Here is a 17702-nt window from a genome sequence, read left to right on the forward strand (position 1 = left end):
CACGCGTTGGTATTCTTTGTTTTCCCGACATGTTACGATAGCCGTTTCGGGTTTGCAGCTTTCCTGATAAGCAGTTGTTCCATGGTCCTCAAACAGATATTGGTTGAGATAAGGAGACAGTACATAATCTTCATGAGGCAATTGAAATTGCAGCTCGGTTTGATGCGAAAGAAAGTTATAGATTTGCGCAGAAATATTGGGTCTAAACGAAGCTTTCTTCGTCACCTGCATTTTTCACATAATGTATCATTTCATTATCGCCTGTACCTCGAAATAGAAGCCAGTCGGATAGCTTTTCTTGATAAGCTTTTGCTTCATTATTGTCATTGTTATGCCCCGATGAAATGTCGTCGGAATGAGTGTTCTCCCTCTTCTGTTCGGAGGTAACACGGTCGGCGGAGTTGTCCCCCAAACCTTCCTGCTGGCTATTTTTCTGTTCATTCGAACATCCTGTAAGCAGCAATAACATCAAGCCAATGATAAGGACGAAGCGGTTTCTTTTTGAACTACCCATCCTTCTGTCCTATCCCCTCGACTGCATGCCGTGTAATAGATGGTGGCAGTACATCTTGAGGAAACCAGAATCGGATCGTATAATTTGAAGGTATGCCATGGAGAATCCGGTCCTCCCCCGTTGTCAAATCCCTCAAATTAAAGTCTTTTGAGGACCGAAGCTTGTAAATAATTGTCTTTTTATCGGGTGCAAGAACGGCATCGTTTGTTTCAGCCGGAAAATCAAGCAGTCGAACTTCATCGTCCATGACCAAATAAAAATTTGTTTTCCCCTGTTCGTCATACTGCATAGCAATTTCTGTTATTCCTTGATCCAATTTTGTCATGGCTTTGGCCAAATTCGGGTTTCGATACAGCTCCTTACTGCTTTTCACATCATAAACGACAAAATCATTAGATTCTGAGACCAACAATTTTTGATTATCTTTGGAAAAAGCATACAAGCGCCGTTCGATCCCACTCTCCCCTTCAGTAGGAAAAAGTACCCTTATCTTCTTCTGTTTCTCGAGGTCATACAAAACTAGACCCTCTTCGGAATTGGCAATGTACTGAGTGTGATCCGGGGTGAATAAGGCGATATAGTTGTCCAAGTTCCCGGCATCTCTTGTAAATGTTCCTTTAATAAAAACTTTTTGATCAATAAAGTCGTATCCTTCAATGATCTTTTCGGTAGATGATTTATCTGAGATGAAATAGGCTTTACGTCCATCCTTTGTAAAGTGTTCCAAATACGTATTTTCGCAATTGACTGCGATAATTTTTCTTTGAATGAGATCATTCATGATCGCTTGAAAATCTACCGCTGCAACTTTTGAATTTTCCGGAGATTTTAGGTTAATTAATTGGTATCCGCCATCATATAATGTATCCTTGTTTTCAGCTAATAGCAGCCATCCTAAGTCTATGGATTTTTTTTCACTGTGACTAGGTTCCGGCGTTTCTTTTGGAGCAGTATTTGGAACTGGCTCCTTAATCTCCTTGGGAGTAATTGCAACATTCTCATTTTGGGACCTCTTGTTACTTGATAATTGCTCAGGCTGGGAGCATCCGGTTAGCATAAGCAACAAACATATACAAAAAGCCAAGTATTTTTTGATCATCGATTTCTGGGGCACCTCCTCAAGCTTGTTTTACTAATCTTTCCGATCTATAATTACGATACCGTTTAATTTATTATAGGGAATATTGCTAGGCACATTTTTTCCTGATTTATGATAGTCCGATTGCACATAATTTGAAGCATTCTGATCTAAGACACCAACCGCTTTTAAGAAGCGGGTATAATCATCTGACTGAATCGTTAAACAGCCTTCCGAGCTTGGGCCGGATGAAAAACCCATATGCACATTTATTCCCACCGCAGTTGTTTTATTTGGATCATTTGGATAAGTTGCAGGAACCCCTGCTCCATCCCTTACTCGAAGCGCTGGATACTCTTTCCTGTGTAGCCCGCTAACAAACTCGTACACACCTGCTTTGACCGTAGCTATACCTTTTTGGTTTCCGTATGTTGGTAAAGTGCTTGTATTTTGGAAAGTTGCTTTAACTTCACCGCCTTTCACAACAACCCCTAAAGCTCCATGCCTACCGTCCGTACCGCCATGGTTACCAACCCCCTCGAAAAAGAACACAAGAGGGATGTCGGGATTTTTTTTCAACGCTGCTTGAATCGTCTGATCCGAATAATATGAGTTGATTCTTTCTAATGCCGTTTTTTGATTGTCACGCAGTTCTTTATGATCAGTTACATATGAAGCTATGCGATGATCTGCTACGATCTGCTGTCCATTATTATCCTTTTTAACATCGGTCGTGGAAGAAGGTTTTTGTTCATTGGCCTGATCATTCCCTGGACTTGGCTTCGCAGCAGGCGCACTTCCGCTCCCGCTCTTCTCCTGAGGCTTCGGCCAAGGCAGAATCCCACGCGCCACCTGATATGCATAAGCTTCCAGCAGCTCCTTCGTGTGAACCTTCCCGGCGAGGCCATACTTGACGGAAAAATCGTACAGCGCGTTGTTCAACGAGGAATCCCACTCATCCTTCACATCCAGATTATATTTAAAGTCGTTCGGGAACTTCTTGGCCAACAGGTTCAAGCTCTCCCGCGCCGCGCGATGGCTGACGCCATATTTGGTCCTGATCTCGTCGGCGGATTTGGAGATTGATGCCGGGTCCTCCGTTGTCAGCTTGTTTTTGGCGTCAGCATATCGCTGCGTCAATTCCTCCAGCCGGTTCGCATCCTTATAAGACTCCGCAGAGCTGTTTCGGATCAAGACGATCATTTGTACCTTGTCCCGGAGAGAATTGGCAGCTCCATGGTAATAATCCTGCTCCGCTTTATTGCCCGCGGCATGCGCTTCATACCACTTCTCGGTATTCTCGTTCATCTGCTCCTGCGCCCATGGTGACATAGCATGGATCTCGTCGATCTTGTCGCGGATCTTCTTCGCGTTCGCGGCCGCTGCCTTCATGCCCTTCTCGTCGCCGGCCGCCTTGGCGCGGTAGTAATCGGCTTTGTACTTCAGCAGCAGCGGCTGTGCCCAGCCCGGGTAATTGCTGCCTCCGTTCATCTCCTGCTGCAGCGATGCATAAGCCGCAACCTCTTCGTCGGGAAGCGGCGCCGTCAGGACGCGCGAGCCTTTGATATGATTTTCCCCGTCCAGACGAATATGGCTTGTCTTCGACGACACGCTGATTTCTTTCGCTGCCGTAATTTCAAGCCGCTTGCCGTGCATGACCAGATCTTCGCCCGCTGCGAAGACTATGCTGCCTTTGCTGTACAATTCGACGCCCGTCTCTTCGTTCAGCTTGACGAAGAAGTTGTCCCCCATCGAGGTCATTACTGTTTCTTTCGGAGCAAAACGCGCTTCCTTACTTCCCCTGGTACGCAGCCGCTTTGTATGAGGATCGCTGATCTTGTCACCGCCGCGGAAATGTTTTCTCAGAGAATGACTGACGACAGCGTCTTTTTCTTCACGGGATGGAAAATAGAGGTGAACCGTATCGCTAAGCTCAGGCATACAGTGCCAACCGACCCCGTTATCGCTGGTATAGTACGTAGGATAAGGAAACCAGCAGGCGGTAGCTTTGTTCTGTTTCAGATCGATATTTAGATGTACCCTGACGTTCTCGTCCTTCACCTCGATCACTTTGCCCTCCAGAGAGGTTCCGGATAAATGCGGATTGAAAGTACGGCTTCGCTTCAGGCCGGATTCCGGGACTAATACATAATCGTACTTCAACACTTGTCGCTTGATGCTCGCAGTAGCCCGCTCGATTACCAAAGCCTTGTTTCGGAACAGAATGACGTCCCCGATTTCGAAATATTGATCCGATTCCACCTCGTAATACAGAAATTCCCGTTCGTTCGCATCTTCCCAGCGGGCGTTCGCCATCGCTTTGCCCGATTCCGCGGCATGTCTTCCCGTTAAATAGTTGCTTCCCTTTAAAGTGCCTCTGAGCTCCCCGCGCGAAATGCCGAACCAGAATCTGGGTTTGTCCGAGGTAACGTCCGCCACCAAACCCGTGTAAAACCGAGAAGCCATTCTCCCCAAAAACTGCCAATCCGTTTCACGATACTGAATCGTAAATTCGTCCAAGGTCCGGCTGCCCGCGGCCAAGTCGATGAAATCCGATTGTGGATACCCCCTGATTACTTCGCGGACCAATTCCGTGTAAGTCATATCCTGGTTTTGAAAAGAGCGACTCCGGACAGCCTTGTCCATTTGATAAGAGTGGGACAAACCTTTCACGATCATATGATAGTTGCCGCTGCTGAACCGGATTTCAAGCTCGGTTACCGTTCCTTTGAACAGACAGCGGACTTCTTTCTCTCCGTCCATCTGAAACACTTCGATATGCTCTCTGTACTGAGCCAGATCCGGATATTTCTTTTGATGGTCGTCCGATACGACAGCTTTGAGATACACTTCTCCGTGGCCGCCGACCTTCTTGACGAGCTTAAAATCCAGCAGCGCCACAATATCGTAAGGCGCCGTTATTTTCAGATCGCCGTACGTCGCGGCGCTCATCTGCATAACCAAGCGAATGCCCCCTTTCGATTCTCTTCAAAAGCCTATTGCCCCTCGTTCACAATTGTAATTTTTCCGCACCACATGCACAGATTGGTTGAACAGTTCAAAAGCGCAGGGGAATGATCTACCAGCACATCCGTTTTTCCATCCAGCCAAGGCATCGTAATGACCGGTTTACACGGCATTTTTTTGAGCTGCCCTTGATTGGCGGCCGTCGCGGAAGCGACTTCGGGATTGGACAGACTGCTGCACAAGCCAAAAGCAGGGATGTTGATCTCAGGCTTGAAATCCTGCACATTTCCCTGCAGCTTATCGTTGATCGCTATTTTTCGTCCCGCCGGCGTTTTAAAATTCGCATTCGTGCTGCCATAGCTGCATTTAATGGAAGCGCCTTCTACCACATAACTTGAACTCATATTTAAAACCTCCTCACGTCGATTGTTTTCAACCGTATTCCTTTCGGATTGTACCTGAGGATGCTTTCCGCCACATCCAGATCGACTACGATGAAATCTGCCATGCTATCGGAGATTTTGAATATTTTGTAATGCCCGACTTTCCTCGAATCAAGAACAGGCGTTTTGAGCGAACCATTCTTATGCCACTCGCTCTCCTCCGACAGACACGCAAGCGTATCCGGCACCGCTATCCAATAGAGCGTCTGTTTCATTTGCTTGATATCCGCAAGAACGACAAGCTTATAATAAATATGAGGCTGATACCGGTCAAAAATCGTCTTCAAGGAGTCGGATAGAAGCGGAACGGGTCTTTCGATGAAATCGATATATTCGCCCTTTCCTTGGGTATAAAACTGCAAAATCGTATGCTCCAGCTGCGCGCGGCTCTCTTCGTTCCGCAGCATACGTTGGTCTACCGTTTTGGCTATTCCGGCCGGCTCTTCGTAATCTACGATTCGTTCGTCTTGGGATACGATATAATATTCCATGCTAAAATTCACCCCTGCTCATGAAAAGAGACTTCCCTCCTGTACGAAATTGTCCTTGTAGACGACCTCACTAATGCCCTTATGCTCCCCCACCCGAACTTCCAGATCTGGTTCACGGACAATTTCATCGAACTCTTTCAGTCGAATTGCATCAGCCATCGCCTGTTTGACCAATACGACAATCGATTGGTTAAAGGCAGCGGCCGCCTCCAGCTTGATTCGTTCAATATCGGGCTTGATAATTTTGCCCATGTATTTTTTTCCGAGTTGCTCCAGTTCGTCTTCCAACGCATCCAAATATTTAAAGGCCCATCCCGAATCGTACGTTCCTTGGCACGGGTATGTATCGAAATACCAGTCCTTGTCGAACGCCTCTACGACATGCTCGTGCTTTCTTTCTAATAAATAAGTGCGCCTCATGGAATAATTGATATAGGCGATCTTTGCTTTTTGCCCCGCGGATTGCATTTCTTTAATATTCAGACAAATACGACGAAAAGACTCGATAAAATCCTTCGCCAGCTCGTCTTTGTGAGAACGGTATTCTTCCTCCGCTTTTTCGATGTACTCCTTCTGCTTGTCCTTGACGTAAGTTTCCCAAAAATGCTTCAAGGCCTCTTGTCTGGTCATATCAAGTACCTTTCCACTTCAAGTTTGGCTCTGCTGCTCTAAAAGCAGCATAGAATGTATGTTCTTTCCATTTTATCATGATCCCGGTTTCCGATTCTGTATGGTTTGACCCATTATTTGAAAAAGCTACTGTTGATGTAAGATCTTGTGGATATAAAAAGCACCTGAAATCACCACCAGGTGGTTTCAAGTGCTTGCATTCTTTACCATGCAGGATTAACAACTGCACATATCATCGCGCTTCGTGGCGCTAAGAAGCGTCCCCTTTCACTTGCATTTACAAGGGTACAAGATTCAAACCATCCAATATACAATCTGCTGCTATGCATTCTCCAAACACCTTTTCGTCCATCTTCGGTTAGTTAGCTTGATACTGTTCTTCTGATTCTTTTATCAATGTATTCTTATTCTTCCAGACAAGTTTTTGTATAACCCCGGAATTTGCACTTTCTTTTTGCCAATTTTGCAAATAACCATCATGCACTTCAAAATACGAAAGCATCTCATCACATTTTACTTTAACAAAATTCTTTGCAGAATCATCCCAGACATATAGTGCATAACGATTATTCATAATACCTTCTTCTTCCAAAAATTGAATATCTGCATAACCATCCATGTTGACATCCAAAAATTTAATAGTATCTTCTTTAGAACCTGATGCATCGGTGGATAATGTCAGCAGGTTTTCGCCTTTCTCGTTTTTGAGCGTAAAATTGCTTATATATTCTTTATTATCGTAACTTAATTCAGCAGAATATTTTGTTCCACCCTTACCTTGAGTGATATCATATTTAGCCTTTTCGAATTTGTTTTTATTATAATAAATAGTTTGATAAATATTGGCTGTAAAAGAGTTTGCGCATTCTATTTTTAGTTTATTCACCACATAATTCGCTGTAGGATTATTTTTGAATAGATCAACTTCTAAAATGCTATAATCAGATTCAACTAAATAGCAAGCATCCCTATAGCAAACTACATAATTCGTCAGCCCACCTCCTGTTACACTATATAAACTGATTATTCCAGAATCATCGGTTACATTATTATAAATCCTTATTTTCTCATAATCAGGAGACATATCACTTAAATAGGATATGATGTTTTCCGTATTGAGGAAATCTTGTTTTTTTATTGCCCGAATTGTAATGCTCATATGAGTATCTGGCCGAACTTTTCCTTTATCGATTTCAAGCTTAAAAGTTTCATTATCATCACTGCTTGTATCGGAGACTATATGGTATTCATCAAAATTAATCGAAAATTTACCGTATTGTATTTGCTTCTGGGTTTCATCTTTATATGTTTTAACATAATTGGATGGACTACTAGATGGACTATTAGATGGACTACTTGCTAGACTACTTGTTGGACTACTTGTTGGACTGCTTGTTGGACTGCTGGAGGGACTACTGGTAGGATCTGGTTGCCTATTTGTTGCTACATTATTGCAACCAACTAATATCAGTACAGCTAAAATAATTACACCTGATGCTATACTTTTCATAATTTATAATCCTTTCTCACTGAGTAATATTAATTACTACCCATCATAACTTTATATACATTTTTTGCGTTATTTGCTCGAATTTTAGCTTGTTTATCAGTATCGTGTGGTATTTCATACTTGTAAGTCACTATACTACCTGCCCAATATGCAGCATCGGCTCCATTACTATTACCATATTGGGATTTCCAGTTTTGATAAACTCTTTTATTGTAATAATCTCCATTAAGTTCTTTAACAATCATCTTATTCTCTGCTATAAGACTTTCTGCTTTTGTTGGATAATAATCTTCTCCATATAGTTCAATGTAAGATTGAATTAAGCCCATAGTGCGACCACCAGTCCATTGAACACTACCAAGTCCAAATTTCCCCACATATCCACCTTTCTCCAGTTCCTTTAGCACTGCATATGTTTTTTTTATTCCAACTTCGGAAATGTTTTTCCCAGAAAACACATTTCTATAATCATAATTTTTATCCATATATTTTAAATAAGCAGGTTCAGCGCTTGGATTAGCGATGTAAGCAGAACTTTCAAACTTGCCAGGGCTTCCCTCGGCCATAATATTACCAAGAACCCCTGCTACAAATGCTGGCTCATAACCTTCGTTAAGTAAAGTAGTGGTTATATTTATCATTGCGTCATTTATCTCTTTTGATAGACCCAAACTAGTATCATTCCTGAGGTTGTCAATTATAGCCTTCCCCTTCCCCTTAGCCGGTTCATTAGCTTCTTTATTAGCTTCTTTCCGCTCTTCCTTTTTCGGCATTTCATGCTTCGCTATAATCTCTTGAGCCTGCTTCGTATATTCAGCTTTCGCGGATTCCGGACTCGCATACTTTTCCCTATCCTCGTATGGGATGAATTCGTTATCATCCACATAATACCACTTTGCCGTCAAATCATTCAAAGTTTTCGCATCATCCGGCCACTTTTGCTTCATACTTTCAATCAATTTCAGCTTATCTTCGATTCCTTGTTCCGCTTCGCTAGCCAATCGCATGACTCTTACGTTGCCGACTTCGTTCGCTTCCATCCATCGCAGGGTCTGCTTCTGCATTTGCTGCTGTGCCCATTCGGGTATTGTGGTCATTTTGCGCAATTTATCCCTAAGAGCGTCTGCCAGTTCCTTCGCTTTGTTCATTGCTATTCGATCCCCACTTGCTTCGGCAATATACCATGCCTCCTTATACTTCTTAATCCATTCCTTCGCCCAATCCGGATACGTTAGATTCAGTTTATTCTGTTCTTCTTCATAATCGTATTCATCGGCCTTTCTGCGGGCATTTGCCGCGGCCAACACTTTTATCACCGAAGTATCGTCGAATGTCGGTTCTTTCCATTTCATGTTTTTGTTCACCCCTATTTCTTTGAATACCCGCTTCGTATAGTTAGCGATTCACATACTTTACTTGCTCCCCATTAATCGTCGCTTGCACGGTCGAAGGATATTCACTGATGAATGGAGGCAGATGGGTACGCATTCCGTAAAAAAACGCGTCCGCGAATACCTTTTCATCAAAATCGATTTTCTCCGATATGTACATATGCCAATCGCTGCCCAGCCATTTTTGCCAGTCGCTATTCGTTTCAGCCTCCGTAAATTTTAACTCCACATTGTTTTGTACCATGACTACGTTCTCCACTTTGCATCCAGGACAGTAAAAGAGCAGAGGGATTCGTATTTTCTTTTCATCAACATAGCGCTTAATGGACTTTTCCAAACCTGCCCCTACCCCCTCGGCGCCGGCGACAAAATCAATTTCTTTCGAAAACGGATAGACGTAATCGCTATAATTAAAAAATGGTGTGGCCGTTTTCGTAGGCGGCAAGATTAATGAATCCTTACAGCTCATTAGCTTCAATCGATTTCTTCGTCATAATAAAATGAAGCAGAGGAAATATTCTCGGTCCCGATTTATAATCGACGCTTCCCTCATACTCCGAAAATTGCCCCTGCTCTTCCAATTCTTTTTGACACGCCAGCATTTTGTGGTCTGTGGGGCTTGCGTTATCCGATTGGCTTGTCTTACTTTCTTTTTCTTTAGCATCGGTTTTCAGGTCGGCCGCATTTGTAGCAACCGTTGTTGTGCCGACTTCGTTACCTCGTGGGGTTTGGGGATCGATTCTCCCCTCGCATGCAGTTACAATTGAAAGGATGGATACAACCATCATCCATTTCGAAGCATTCTTCAAAGTGCTCTGCTGCCCCTTTCTTTTAATAGTAGCAGCTTCTGCATTTGCTGCTGCTCTTAATAGAACATCCATTATTTCAACTGACCGGGATCGCTTGCCACTTTCCATCCGGTTTTTGGATCTTTAAAAAGCACCATTCTGCGAAGCTCGCTATCATCGCTTCCGGCTATCGGTACGGTACATTCATACGAGTAAAAATTGCCTTCACGTTTGATCATTTTAAATGTTGCATGTTCCCAATCGGAGCCCCCAACTACCCCTAAGGTCTGCATGGCTATTTTATTATCAACAATCACAAGGTTAAGCTCGGCAATAAGTTGATCTACAATTTCATCCGTAAAAACTTCGGATAAGTACGCTTTTAATTTATCCATCGTATCCAGCGGTTCGCAAAAGAATTGGTATCCTCCCTTTCCGTTTACCGTTATTATCCTGTCGTCACATTTTGCATTAGGCAAAGCCCCTCCTTCTTTTGTATGGAAGTAGCGGTTTGCAGCTTCTGTAACGAGCGATTTGATAAGGTCATCTGGTAAATTATCTGGGGTGTTGGGATCAATCCTTTTAGAAACCACAGCAAACGGTTCCTCGCTATAAGGCTGGAAAATAACCGCTTTCATTGTTTGTCCTTTGCCGGTAAAAGTCCATAAATCCGTTGTCTTCTTTGCCACTTCCCTTTTTTCGATAGCAGCAAAATCTTCTTGTATGGTATAAATCATGTTTCTATCTGTGTGCTCAGCCAAAATCAATAGAGACGGATGATCAGGATTTTTTATCACCTTCCTAATTTCCCCTTCAATTCCCAGATCGGAAATTGACTTCTGATAAATGACTTTGTTTTCTGCAAGACTTATTTTTCGCATTAGCTGCTTTTGTTGATTGATTTGAAGTAAATAGATAAGTTCTCGCTGCTCCCTGGTGTCCCGATTTATCGTCTCGCTGTATCCGGACATAGTCACCCAGTCCCCATAGTTGCCAATCACTTGAACATGCTTCTCGCTTAAGGCTTTGCTCATACCTAGCAAGTACACATTGTTTACGTCATCCCTGATTAACGCAAACGGATTATTCGCCCGGTCAATGTACCCTAACAGCATATGGTAGTGTTCAAGCGGGACATTTGCACTTACTTTATGAAGAGCAGACTTATACAGATCACCCATAGGTGCAGTTGTCCTTGCCTTGCCATCAAACCATACATCTAACGAGTATTGGTTTACAGGATCGATGATTTGAAATTTCGCATCGCAAATGTTCATGATTTGACTGCGATTGCTCAGTTCCTCGGGCAGTTTATAGTAAATCATTTGAGTGCTCGGCAGCTGCGTCTTAGCCTCTTGCGAGAAATCCAGCATAAGCAAAATCGGCTTTCCTTTGTATAGACATAGTCCTAGTGCTAACTTACCTTCGGGGTAATAATTCCCCGCGAAACAGCTGGCATATACTTTTCTGAGTTCTTCATGACTAACCTTCTGCTTCAAAATCTGGTTAGACATCGCTTTGTCGATCGTGACCTCAAAGTCACGAAAGTTGAAAAATTGAGGTGAAAAAGAGCCCTTTCTATAACGATCAACAACGATTTTCTGTTCTGATGAGGTAAGAACCGCATTCGAGCTGCTTGCCGCTTTTTTAGAAGAACCGGGCTGGCTATCCGGAGAATTCTCGCAAGCTCCCAAGACTAGCATCAGCATCAAACAAATTACAATAACTTTCAAACGATCCCCCACCATCGCGATTCCAATTACAAACCCGACTATTATGGAATCATATTCAATTTCCATGAACTATGTTCATATACACACTCTACAATATCCGAGAATCCAGACTCCTCCGGCTCATCATATATAGGTATTAACAAGGTAAAAACTCGGCGGTCTCCCAAATCTGCCACTAAGGCTGCCGTAGCGCGCTCCCAATCGCCCATTCTTCCAATGTCGCTTTCTTTAAATGCCAGTTTACCGTTAATTGTCGTCACTTCATGGGATTGTATCAGGTCCTCTACCATTTCATCCGAAAAGACCGTCCCTAGCTTTGCTTTTATTTTTTCCATACTATCCATCTTGCTGCAAAATTGATGATACAACTTTCCATCGACAATCATCGATCGTTCTAGCTGTTCATCCTCGCACCCCATATCCCCATACCAGAATTCCATAAATTCAGAAAGGGCTTGCTCATATAATTTGACAGCCCTTTTCATCAAGCGGCGGAATCGCTGCAGCTTCGACACTTGCAGATTCCGTTTGCGGAATTTTTTCACTTTGTAATTCCTGCGAATTAAAGGAAGATGATAGGAATAAGACGAAAAATAAAAGGATTATCCGTTTGACTAACATGTTATATCTTCGTAATGTATCCAACCTCCTTTACTTTCACCTTACTACGCTCATCGGATTGCGAATAAACATAGAAATAATCCGAGATCACCAGTCTCGCCCTACCTTTCGTGCCCGGTTTACCGAAGCGTTCTTGTTGCCTCTTTTCAGTAAACTGTAAAGAAATTGAATCCGGCAGGTCATTGTCATCTTTGTTTTCATAAATTCGAATTTCTGGAAAGCCAAAGTCCGGATCGACGTGGAAAATGACACCTTCCGAAAAATCCGGGTCCTGTACCTCGTAATCGCCGGTGACTTCAATCGAACCCCTGAATTGCACTTTCACCATATCGTAATAGCATTTGCAGTCTTTGTTTGTATCATGTACGTTCGCGGTTTTGACCGAAGCAACCTTGAGTCCCGCAAATGTGTCGCCGACCCGGATGGTTCGGGGGTCGATAAGGCTTCGTTTCATGCCTTCCGGTTTAAATTTCATAGAAACGATCGGATCATAGATATCTTCAACTATTTTAACGAACACTTTTTGTTCCTCTTCACTCATATCGCCCATCGCATCGGTTTTACGCCACGAGGAGAACACGTATGTGTCTGTTTTGAGGAGAATTCCACCCGGAGCGCTCACTTCCGTATCATCCTTTACCACACGGTCCCATTCTTCTCTTGTATGCCGCTCAATACTCAAAAGAAACTCTTTATCCCCATTTGGCCTTAAATAATTTATAACGATTTTATTATCGATTTCGTCTATTTGATAATGGTCTCTCCATGCCTCTCTGAACTCCAACGAAAAACCGAGCCTTTTGTTTACATATTTCAAAGGTTTTATGATTTCAACGGCTTTGGTGATAGAGCTATTTGTAGGTTCCGGGGCAGATTTCTCTTGTAACACTTCGGATTGTCGTGAATTCACTGTTAAGTTATTGGTTGACGCTGTTTGATCTTTTGCTCCATCGCATCCTGCTGCAACGATACAGGCCATAAACACGACGGCCCAAATTTTTCTGTCCATGAATGTTCTCCTTGATCACCGGCTCAAACCGATCATCGTATTATACGAATTGACCAACGCCGAAACGCGCTTGTCGAAGTTTTTCAACGGCACGTTTCTTCCGCCTGTCGTCACTTTCCCTTTCATATCGCTGCTGATCGTCGTGTCCTTGGTCCGCAAAATCTCCATCAGGTCGGTGGCAGACGTCTTCACCCGCTGGATGCTGTCGGTAAACACGGGAACGATTTTCACCCGTTCTTTCTTCAACCTCTCCTGATCCTTCGAAAGCTCCATAAACTTATCGATATCTTCCGTCAGCAGCTTGTACAGCTCGGCATATTGGTTCACGTCGAAATCCAGCACATTGTCGTCGGTCACCCCAGCGTTGTTAAACGCCTTCTGGATGTCCTGCGCCCGGTTGACGATGCTCATGGCGTGGTAGCGGACCAGTTGATCGCTTTTCTTTAGCTCCTTCAGGTCTTCTTTCTTCCGTTGCTCTGTAATGACGGCAAAATCGGTAAAAAACTTGTCGGCTAAATCCGACACCTCGTTAAACTGCACAAGCCGGTAAAATTTTTACGGACGCGGAGCTCCTCCTCCTCGCCAAACTCCTTGAAATAACCTTCAAACGTCTTATTCAGTCCTTGAGTCAAATAGTTGCTTAAACCGATGTAAGTATTGTATTTTGCCGTATCCCGCATTGAATTCGATTCTTGCTTCGCTTGGGTGGTCTGTTCCTTTACCTTCTCCGCGATTTTGCCGATGGAGCCGCAACCGCTAAGGAATAGGCAGACGGCCACGCCAAGCGATAGGACCGTTAATCGTTTATACATGATTGTAATTTCCTCTCAATGTGAACGAACGCTACTCCACAATCATCCGTCGCGGACCGCCCGGCCTCAGCTCCGGCCCTCTGCGGTTTCCGCCTTGGACGTCGTCCAAGATGCGTCCCAAATATTTGTGAATTTGCCCGTTGTCGTACGGCTTATAGCCCATGCCGAGCCGGATCCCGATATAATGGAGGATTAGTTCCCGATCTACGGCTTCCTGGCTCATGCACTGCATCGCAAAAGCGATGTCGTACGGGTTCGTGCTGCCCCGGCTCAGCAGCTGGCTGGCAAAATACCGCATCAACGCAGGGTGAACGCTGCGCTGCCCGACGCCCGCATAAGCCGCGTGGATCATGTTCCACGTATTGAACTCGGTGGCGAAGTCCGCGAAGCTCTGGTACTCCGACCGCAGCTTCGCGCCCTCCTTCAGCTTGAACCGCCCGAGCTCCAGCTCGCTGGCGCCGGCGACTTCCTCGTCCAAGACGAGCTCCGCGCCGTACACCGTATAATCGCTTTGCTCCTCCGCTGCGTGAAAGCGGATTTTGAGCACGGTCTCCTTGCCGGTCGCGGAGTAAGGCACCTGCTGCTCCTCCTCCAGCGTATACAGCCGGCCGCCATGCTTGACGATCCCGCAGCCGACTACAAGCTGTTCCGCTTCCACTCTAACATCGGTCCCCGCCACGATGCCGTCCGAGTAGGACTGAAAATACAGGCCTGCGAGCTGCCTCGGGTAATCCCGCAGGCTCTCCAGCATCTCCCGCTTCAGAATCCGGCCTTTATGAAAATTCGGATATATATTGGAGAACATCCGCTACCTCCTATTTCCAGCCGTCAAAGAAATCAAGCTCCGACAGATCGTTTTCGAATGCAAAAAACCGCTTGCTTCCCAAGTACAGCTGCTCGTCCTCCCGCGCAACCGGCACCACATGGAAGCCCCACTCGTTGTCCTCCGCGAACACGAAAAATTTGACCTCGCCGTTCTGGATGGAGTCCGTATCGTCCTGCGGAATCTTGGCCGCGTACCGCCCGGCGATGTCCTCGTAACGGATCGGCTCGAAGCTGCCCGGCTCGTTGGCATACGCATACTTGTGACGCACCGCGCCGTCGCTTCCTTTCAAGAAGAACTCCACCTCCTTGACCTCGAACGGCCGAGAGATAGAACCTTGCACCTGGTTCAGCCTTTCCTGGCTGCTGATCAAGAGCTTCTCCTGCCGGCTGTGAGTGAAGGCGCTGACGGTATATGGGACGACCGGCGCATGATTCGTAATGTAGGCCTCGATCGTGCCCGCCTTCCTCGCGCTGAGATAACGGATCGCTCCCCGCAGGCAGGCCAGCTTCAATTCCGGAACGCTGTCGCTCTCCTCGGTTTTTTGCCGGAATTCGATGCTGCGCCCGGGGACGAATTCCTTCAGCGCTTCGCGGAAGCTATCGATGCGGCACGATTGGCCGGTCAGCTTGATAATGGAATATTCCTGCAGCCGCCCGTCCTGGTAAAAGTCTTCCAGGAACTTGCGCACGATATCGTAAATATCCGCTTTGATCAACAGGTTGATCTCGTTAATATTGAACACGACGCGGGGGAATTCGTAGATATCCTTCATGCGGCCGTTCTCGTAGGCGGACAGGCACCAGCGGTCCACCGCCGTAATTTTCAGGTCCTGCTCCTGCCGGTCCCCGGTCTGCGAATCGAACCGATTGCGCAGAATGCCCGTTTTGCGGAAAAACTCTTTCTTCATGCTGTCGGCGATTTCCCACAAAAAGTAATAATTACTTTTTACCCGCAGGTACTCTTCCCGCGTCCGGTTTTCGTAATCCTTGAACCGGGTCGGAATAATGCGCTCCGCCTCGCGGTAGCGCGCTTCAAACCGTTCGTAAACCGATTCGACGCCGAATTCGTCCACGTGCCGGAACAAATCGGGGCCGGGAATGCCGATCAAGCTGTCGATATCCGGCACGCTGCCGCCCTTGGTGTAATAGTCGGCAAAGACGATTTTCATGAACTGCAAAATCCGGTATGTAATGTTGTTGCCGCCAAAATTGGTGTCGCCGTTCTCGTAGGCCGTATGAATATCCAGCTTGTAGGAGATATGCCCGTCCTCAATCCGAAACCGGCACGATGACAAATCCGTCGTGCCTCCGCCGCAGTCGATGACAAGCGCGTTATACGTCTCACCGTCCGCAAACGTATTTTTCTCGATCTGATCGGCAATCGTATTGAACAGCACGGCCATCCCTTCATCCAACGCGTCGTCCGATTCGATGCGATAATCCGGCAGCAGCTCCGCGAACATTTCGGCGAACTGCGTCTTCAGCTTCACGGGGCTGGAAATGTGCATCTTGCGAAAGCGGCACTTGAATTGATGCTCCGCCGTCTCGATCACGTGAAGCAGGTAGGCGCGCAAAATGTCGTTTCTGCGGACGACCGTCGTATTTCCTTGCCCGTCCACAATTTCCTCGGGAAGCTTATACCGGTTGACCCAGCGCTTGATTCCGTGAAAGACGGTGGCATGGCCGGTATACCCGTTTTTCTTCATGAATTTCATGGCTTCGTGGCCAAAATAATATTTCACCTGCTGCGTATCCGAGCAGTCCGCTACGGCGATAATCGTCGGCAGCAGTTCGATCCACTCCTCCCGTTTGCCGCCGGCCACCGGGAATTTCACCAGATTGATGCTGTTCAGCCGAAGCGTCCCGTTCAACAGATCGTGGCGGGAGGGATTGGAAATGTAGCTGCTGTCCAGATAAGCGCCCGCCGTTGTGTTGGACGTTCCGAAATCGATGGCCAGCACCGCGTCGGTATCTTCCAGGTCCCGGATTTCCAGCTCCGGAATCGGAATCCGCCAGTAGTGCAGATTCGTAGGCGGCAGCGGCCTGCTGCGGGTGTAGGTCTGATATACATATTCCGAATCCTGCTTCCGGAACAGCAGGAAGCTGTAATTTTTGTTCGAGGTGCGGCGAAACGACATTTCCTTAGAAGCGGTCAGGCAGTACATGCCCGGGTCCGGCCCGTCCTTGGCCAGATTCATAATGCCGCACAGCTCCATATGATCGTTGACGAGCAGCACGTTCGATTCGGTGACGGTGCCCGGCGCTTTGACCCGGTATTGGTCCAGTTTATCTACCTTAAGTCCGTCGTACAGCGTAACCTTGGCCGGGATTTGAATGCTGCCGTCATCCGGCAGCGGCGTATTCAAATACCGGGCGATCGCCGCCTCCACGCGCTCCCATCCGTGCTCGTCGTAGCTTTGGATCAGCAGGCTCTGCTCCGCGCTGCGGTATTTCAAAATCGTGCGGATGAGCGCTTCACGGTCGAGCGGCCCCGAGAGCCCTTCGACCAGCTTTTCCTTATGACAGATGCTCCGCAATTGCAGCGTCGTCATCTCCGACAGCTCGTCCCGCGTGAACTTGACCTTGCTTGTCTCTTCCGTGCCGCCGTTCTTCGGCGAATGCAGCTTATACGTTCTCATGTCTGCGCTCCTTTCGTAGAGGACCAAGTCCGGTGAATAACTGTCGCTGCGCAAGCGGATCATTCTTCCGATCGCTGCCCCACCCCACAAAGTGAAGTCTATGCATGGAAGCAAATCAGAGTACTTTGTGGGGACCCCCGACCGCGGATTCTTGGATTCAATAACCCATTTAGCAGGGAGAATCCGGGGACAAAGGCGAACGCTAACGCTTCTCCGGAACGATTCCGCTCACTCCGCTCGTATTCACCTAA

Annotated in this window: 17 protein-coding genes; all 17 read right to left on the minus strand. The window is 46.2% G+C overall.

The window, feature by feature from the left end; genetic code table 11:
* Positions 1-202 precede the first annotated feature (202 nt).
* Positions 203-514: a hypothetical protein gene (locus tag ET33_RS08070; RefSeq protein ID WP_036679079.1), complete on the minus strand. Its 312-nt coding sequence runs from the start codon at positions 512-514 to the stop codon at positions 203-205.
* On the minus strand, positions 507-1613 hold the full coding sequence (locus ET33_RS08075; RefSeq protein WP_036679081.1) for a hypothetical protein: 1107 nt from the start codon (positions 1611-1613) through the stop codon (positions 507-509). Before ET33_RS08075 ends, ET33_RS08070 begins: the two co-directional genes overlap by 8 nt.
* A gap of 33 nt (positions 1614-1646) precedes the next feature.
* Positions 1647-4556 (minus strand): type VI secretion system Vgr family protein, encoded by a 2910-nt coding sequence (locus tag ET33_RS08080; protein WP_152570606.1) that lies wholly within the window; start codon positions 4554-4556, stop codon positions 1647-1649.
* 32 nt (positions 4557-4588) lie between these two features.
* Complete coding sequence (locus ET33_RS08085; RefSeq protein ID WP_036679083.1) at positions 4589-4963, minus strand: DUF4280 domain-containing protein; 375 nt, start codon at positions 4961-4963, stop codon at positions 4589-4591.
* A gap of 2 nt (positions 4964-4965) precedes the next feature.
* Positions 4966-5493: a hypothetical protein gene (locus ET33_RS08090; RefSeq protein WP_036679085.1), complete on the minus strand. Its 528-nt coding sequence runs from the start codon at positions 5491-5493 to the stop codon at positions 4966-4968.
* A gap of 18 nt (positions 5494-5511) precedes the next feature.
* Complete coding sequence (locus ET33_RS08095) at positions 5512-6123, minus strand: hypothetical protein (RefSeq protein WP_036679087.1); 612 nt, start codon at positions 6121-6123, stop codon at positions 5512-5514.
* A 358-nt stretch (positions 6124-6481) separates the two neighbouring features.
* A complete protein-coding gene (locus ET33_RS08100) occupies positions 6482-7633 on the minus strand; it encodes an XAC2610-related protein (protein WP_036679089.1) in 1152 nt (383 codons plus the stop codon).
* A gap of 29 nt (positions 7634-7662) precedes the next feature.
* Positions 7663-8985, minus strand: a complete 1323-nt coding sequence (locus tag ET33_RS36310; RefSeq protein ID WP_051775183.1) for a phage tail tip lysozyme — start codon at positions 8983-8985, stop codon at positions 7663-7665.
* Between the two features lie 43 nt (positions 8986-9028).
* Positions 9029-9469, minus strand: coding sequence for a hypothetical protein (locus ET33_RS08110; protein ID WP_036679091.1), 441 nt, complete (start codon positions 9467-9469; stop codon positions 9029-9031).
* A gap of 13 nt (positions 9470-9482) precedes the next feature.
* The gene (locus ET33_RS08115; RefSeq protein WP_152570607.1) at positions 9483-9941 is read right to left on the minus strand and encodes a hypothetical protein; all 459 of its coding nucleotides are present in this window, start codon (positions 9939-9941) and stop codon (positions 9483-9485) included.
* Complete coding sequence (locus ET33_RS08120) at positions 9905-11611, minus strand: DL-endopeptidase inhibitor IseA family protein (protein WP_036679095.1); 1707 nt, start codon at positions 11609-11611, stop codon at positions 9905-9907. The genes ET33_RS08115 and ET33_RS08120 overlap by 37 nt, the downstream gene beginning before the upstream one ends.
* Positions 11587-12090: a DL-endopeptidase inhibitor IseA family protein gene (locus tag ET33_RS08125; protein WP_036679097.1), complete on the minus strand. Its 504-nt coding sequence runs from the start codon at positions 12088-12090 to the stop codon at positions 11587-11589. The genes ET33_RS08120 and ET33_RS08125 overlap by 25 nt, the downstream gene beginning before the upstream one ends.
* A 77-nt stretch (positions 12091-12167) precedes the next feature.
* Positions 12168-13175, minus strand: coding sequence for a hypothetical protein (locus ET33_RS08130; RefSeq protein ID WP_036679099.1), 1008 nt, complete (start codon positions 13173-13175; stop codon positions 12168-12170).
* A gap of 15 nt (positions 13176-13190) precedes the next feature.
* Positions 13191-13700 (minus strand): DUF3829 domain-containing protein, encoded by a 510-nt coding sequence (locus ET33_RS39470; RefSeq protein WP_200879192.1) that lies wholly within the window; start codon positions 13698-13700, stop codon positions 13191-13193.
* Positions 13688-13987, minus strand: coding sequence for a DUF3829 domain-containing protein (locus ET33_RS39475; protein ID WP_036679105.1), 300 nt, complete (start codon positions 13985-13987; stop codon positions 13688-13690). Before ET33_RS39475 ends, ET33_RS39470 begins: the two co-directional genes overlap by 13 nt.
* Before the next feature lie 31 nt (positions 13988-14018).
* Positions 14019-14792 (minus strand): hypothetical protein, encoded by a 774-nt coding sequence (locus ET33_RS08145; protein WP_036679109.1) that lies wholly within the window; start codon positions 14790-14792, stop codon positions 14019-14021.
* 10 nt (positions 14793-14802) lie between these two features.
* Positions 14803-17451: an acetate and sugar kinases/Hsc70/actin family protein gene (locus tag ET33_RS08150; RefSeq protein WP_036679113.1), complete on the minus strand. Its 2649-nt coding sequence runs from the start codon at positions 17449-17451 to the stop codon at positions 14803-14805.
* Positions 17452-17702 lie beyond the last annotated feature (251 nt).

It is taken from the genome of Paenibacillus tyrphae, from assembly GCF_000722545.1.
Classification (GTDB): domain Bacteria; phylum Bacillota; class Bacilli; order Paenibacillales; family NBRC-103111; genus Paenibacillus_G; species Paenibacillus_G tyrfis.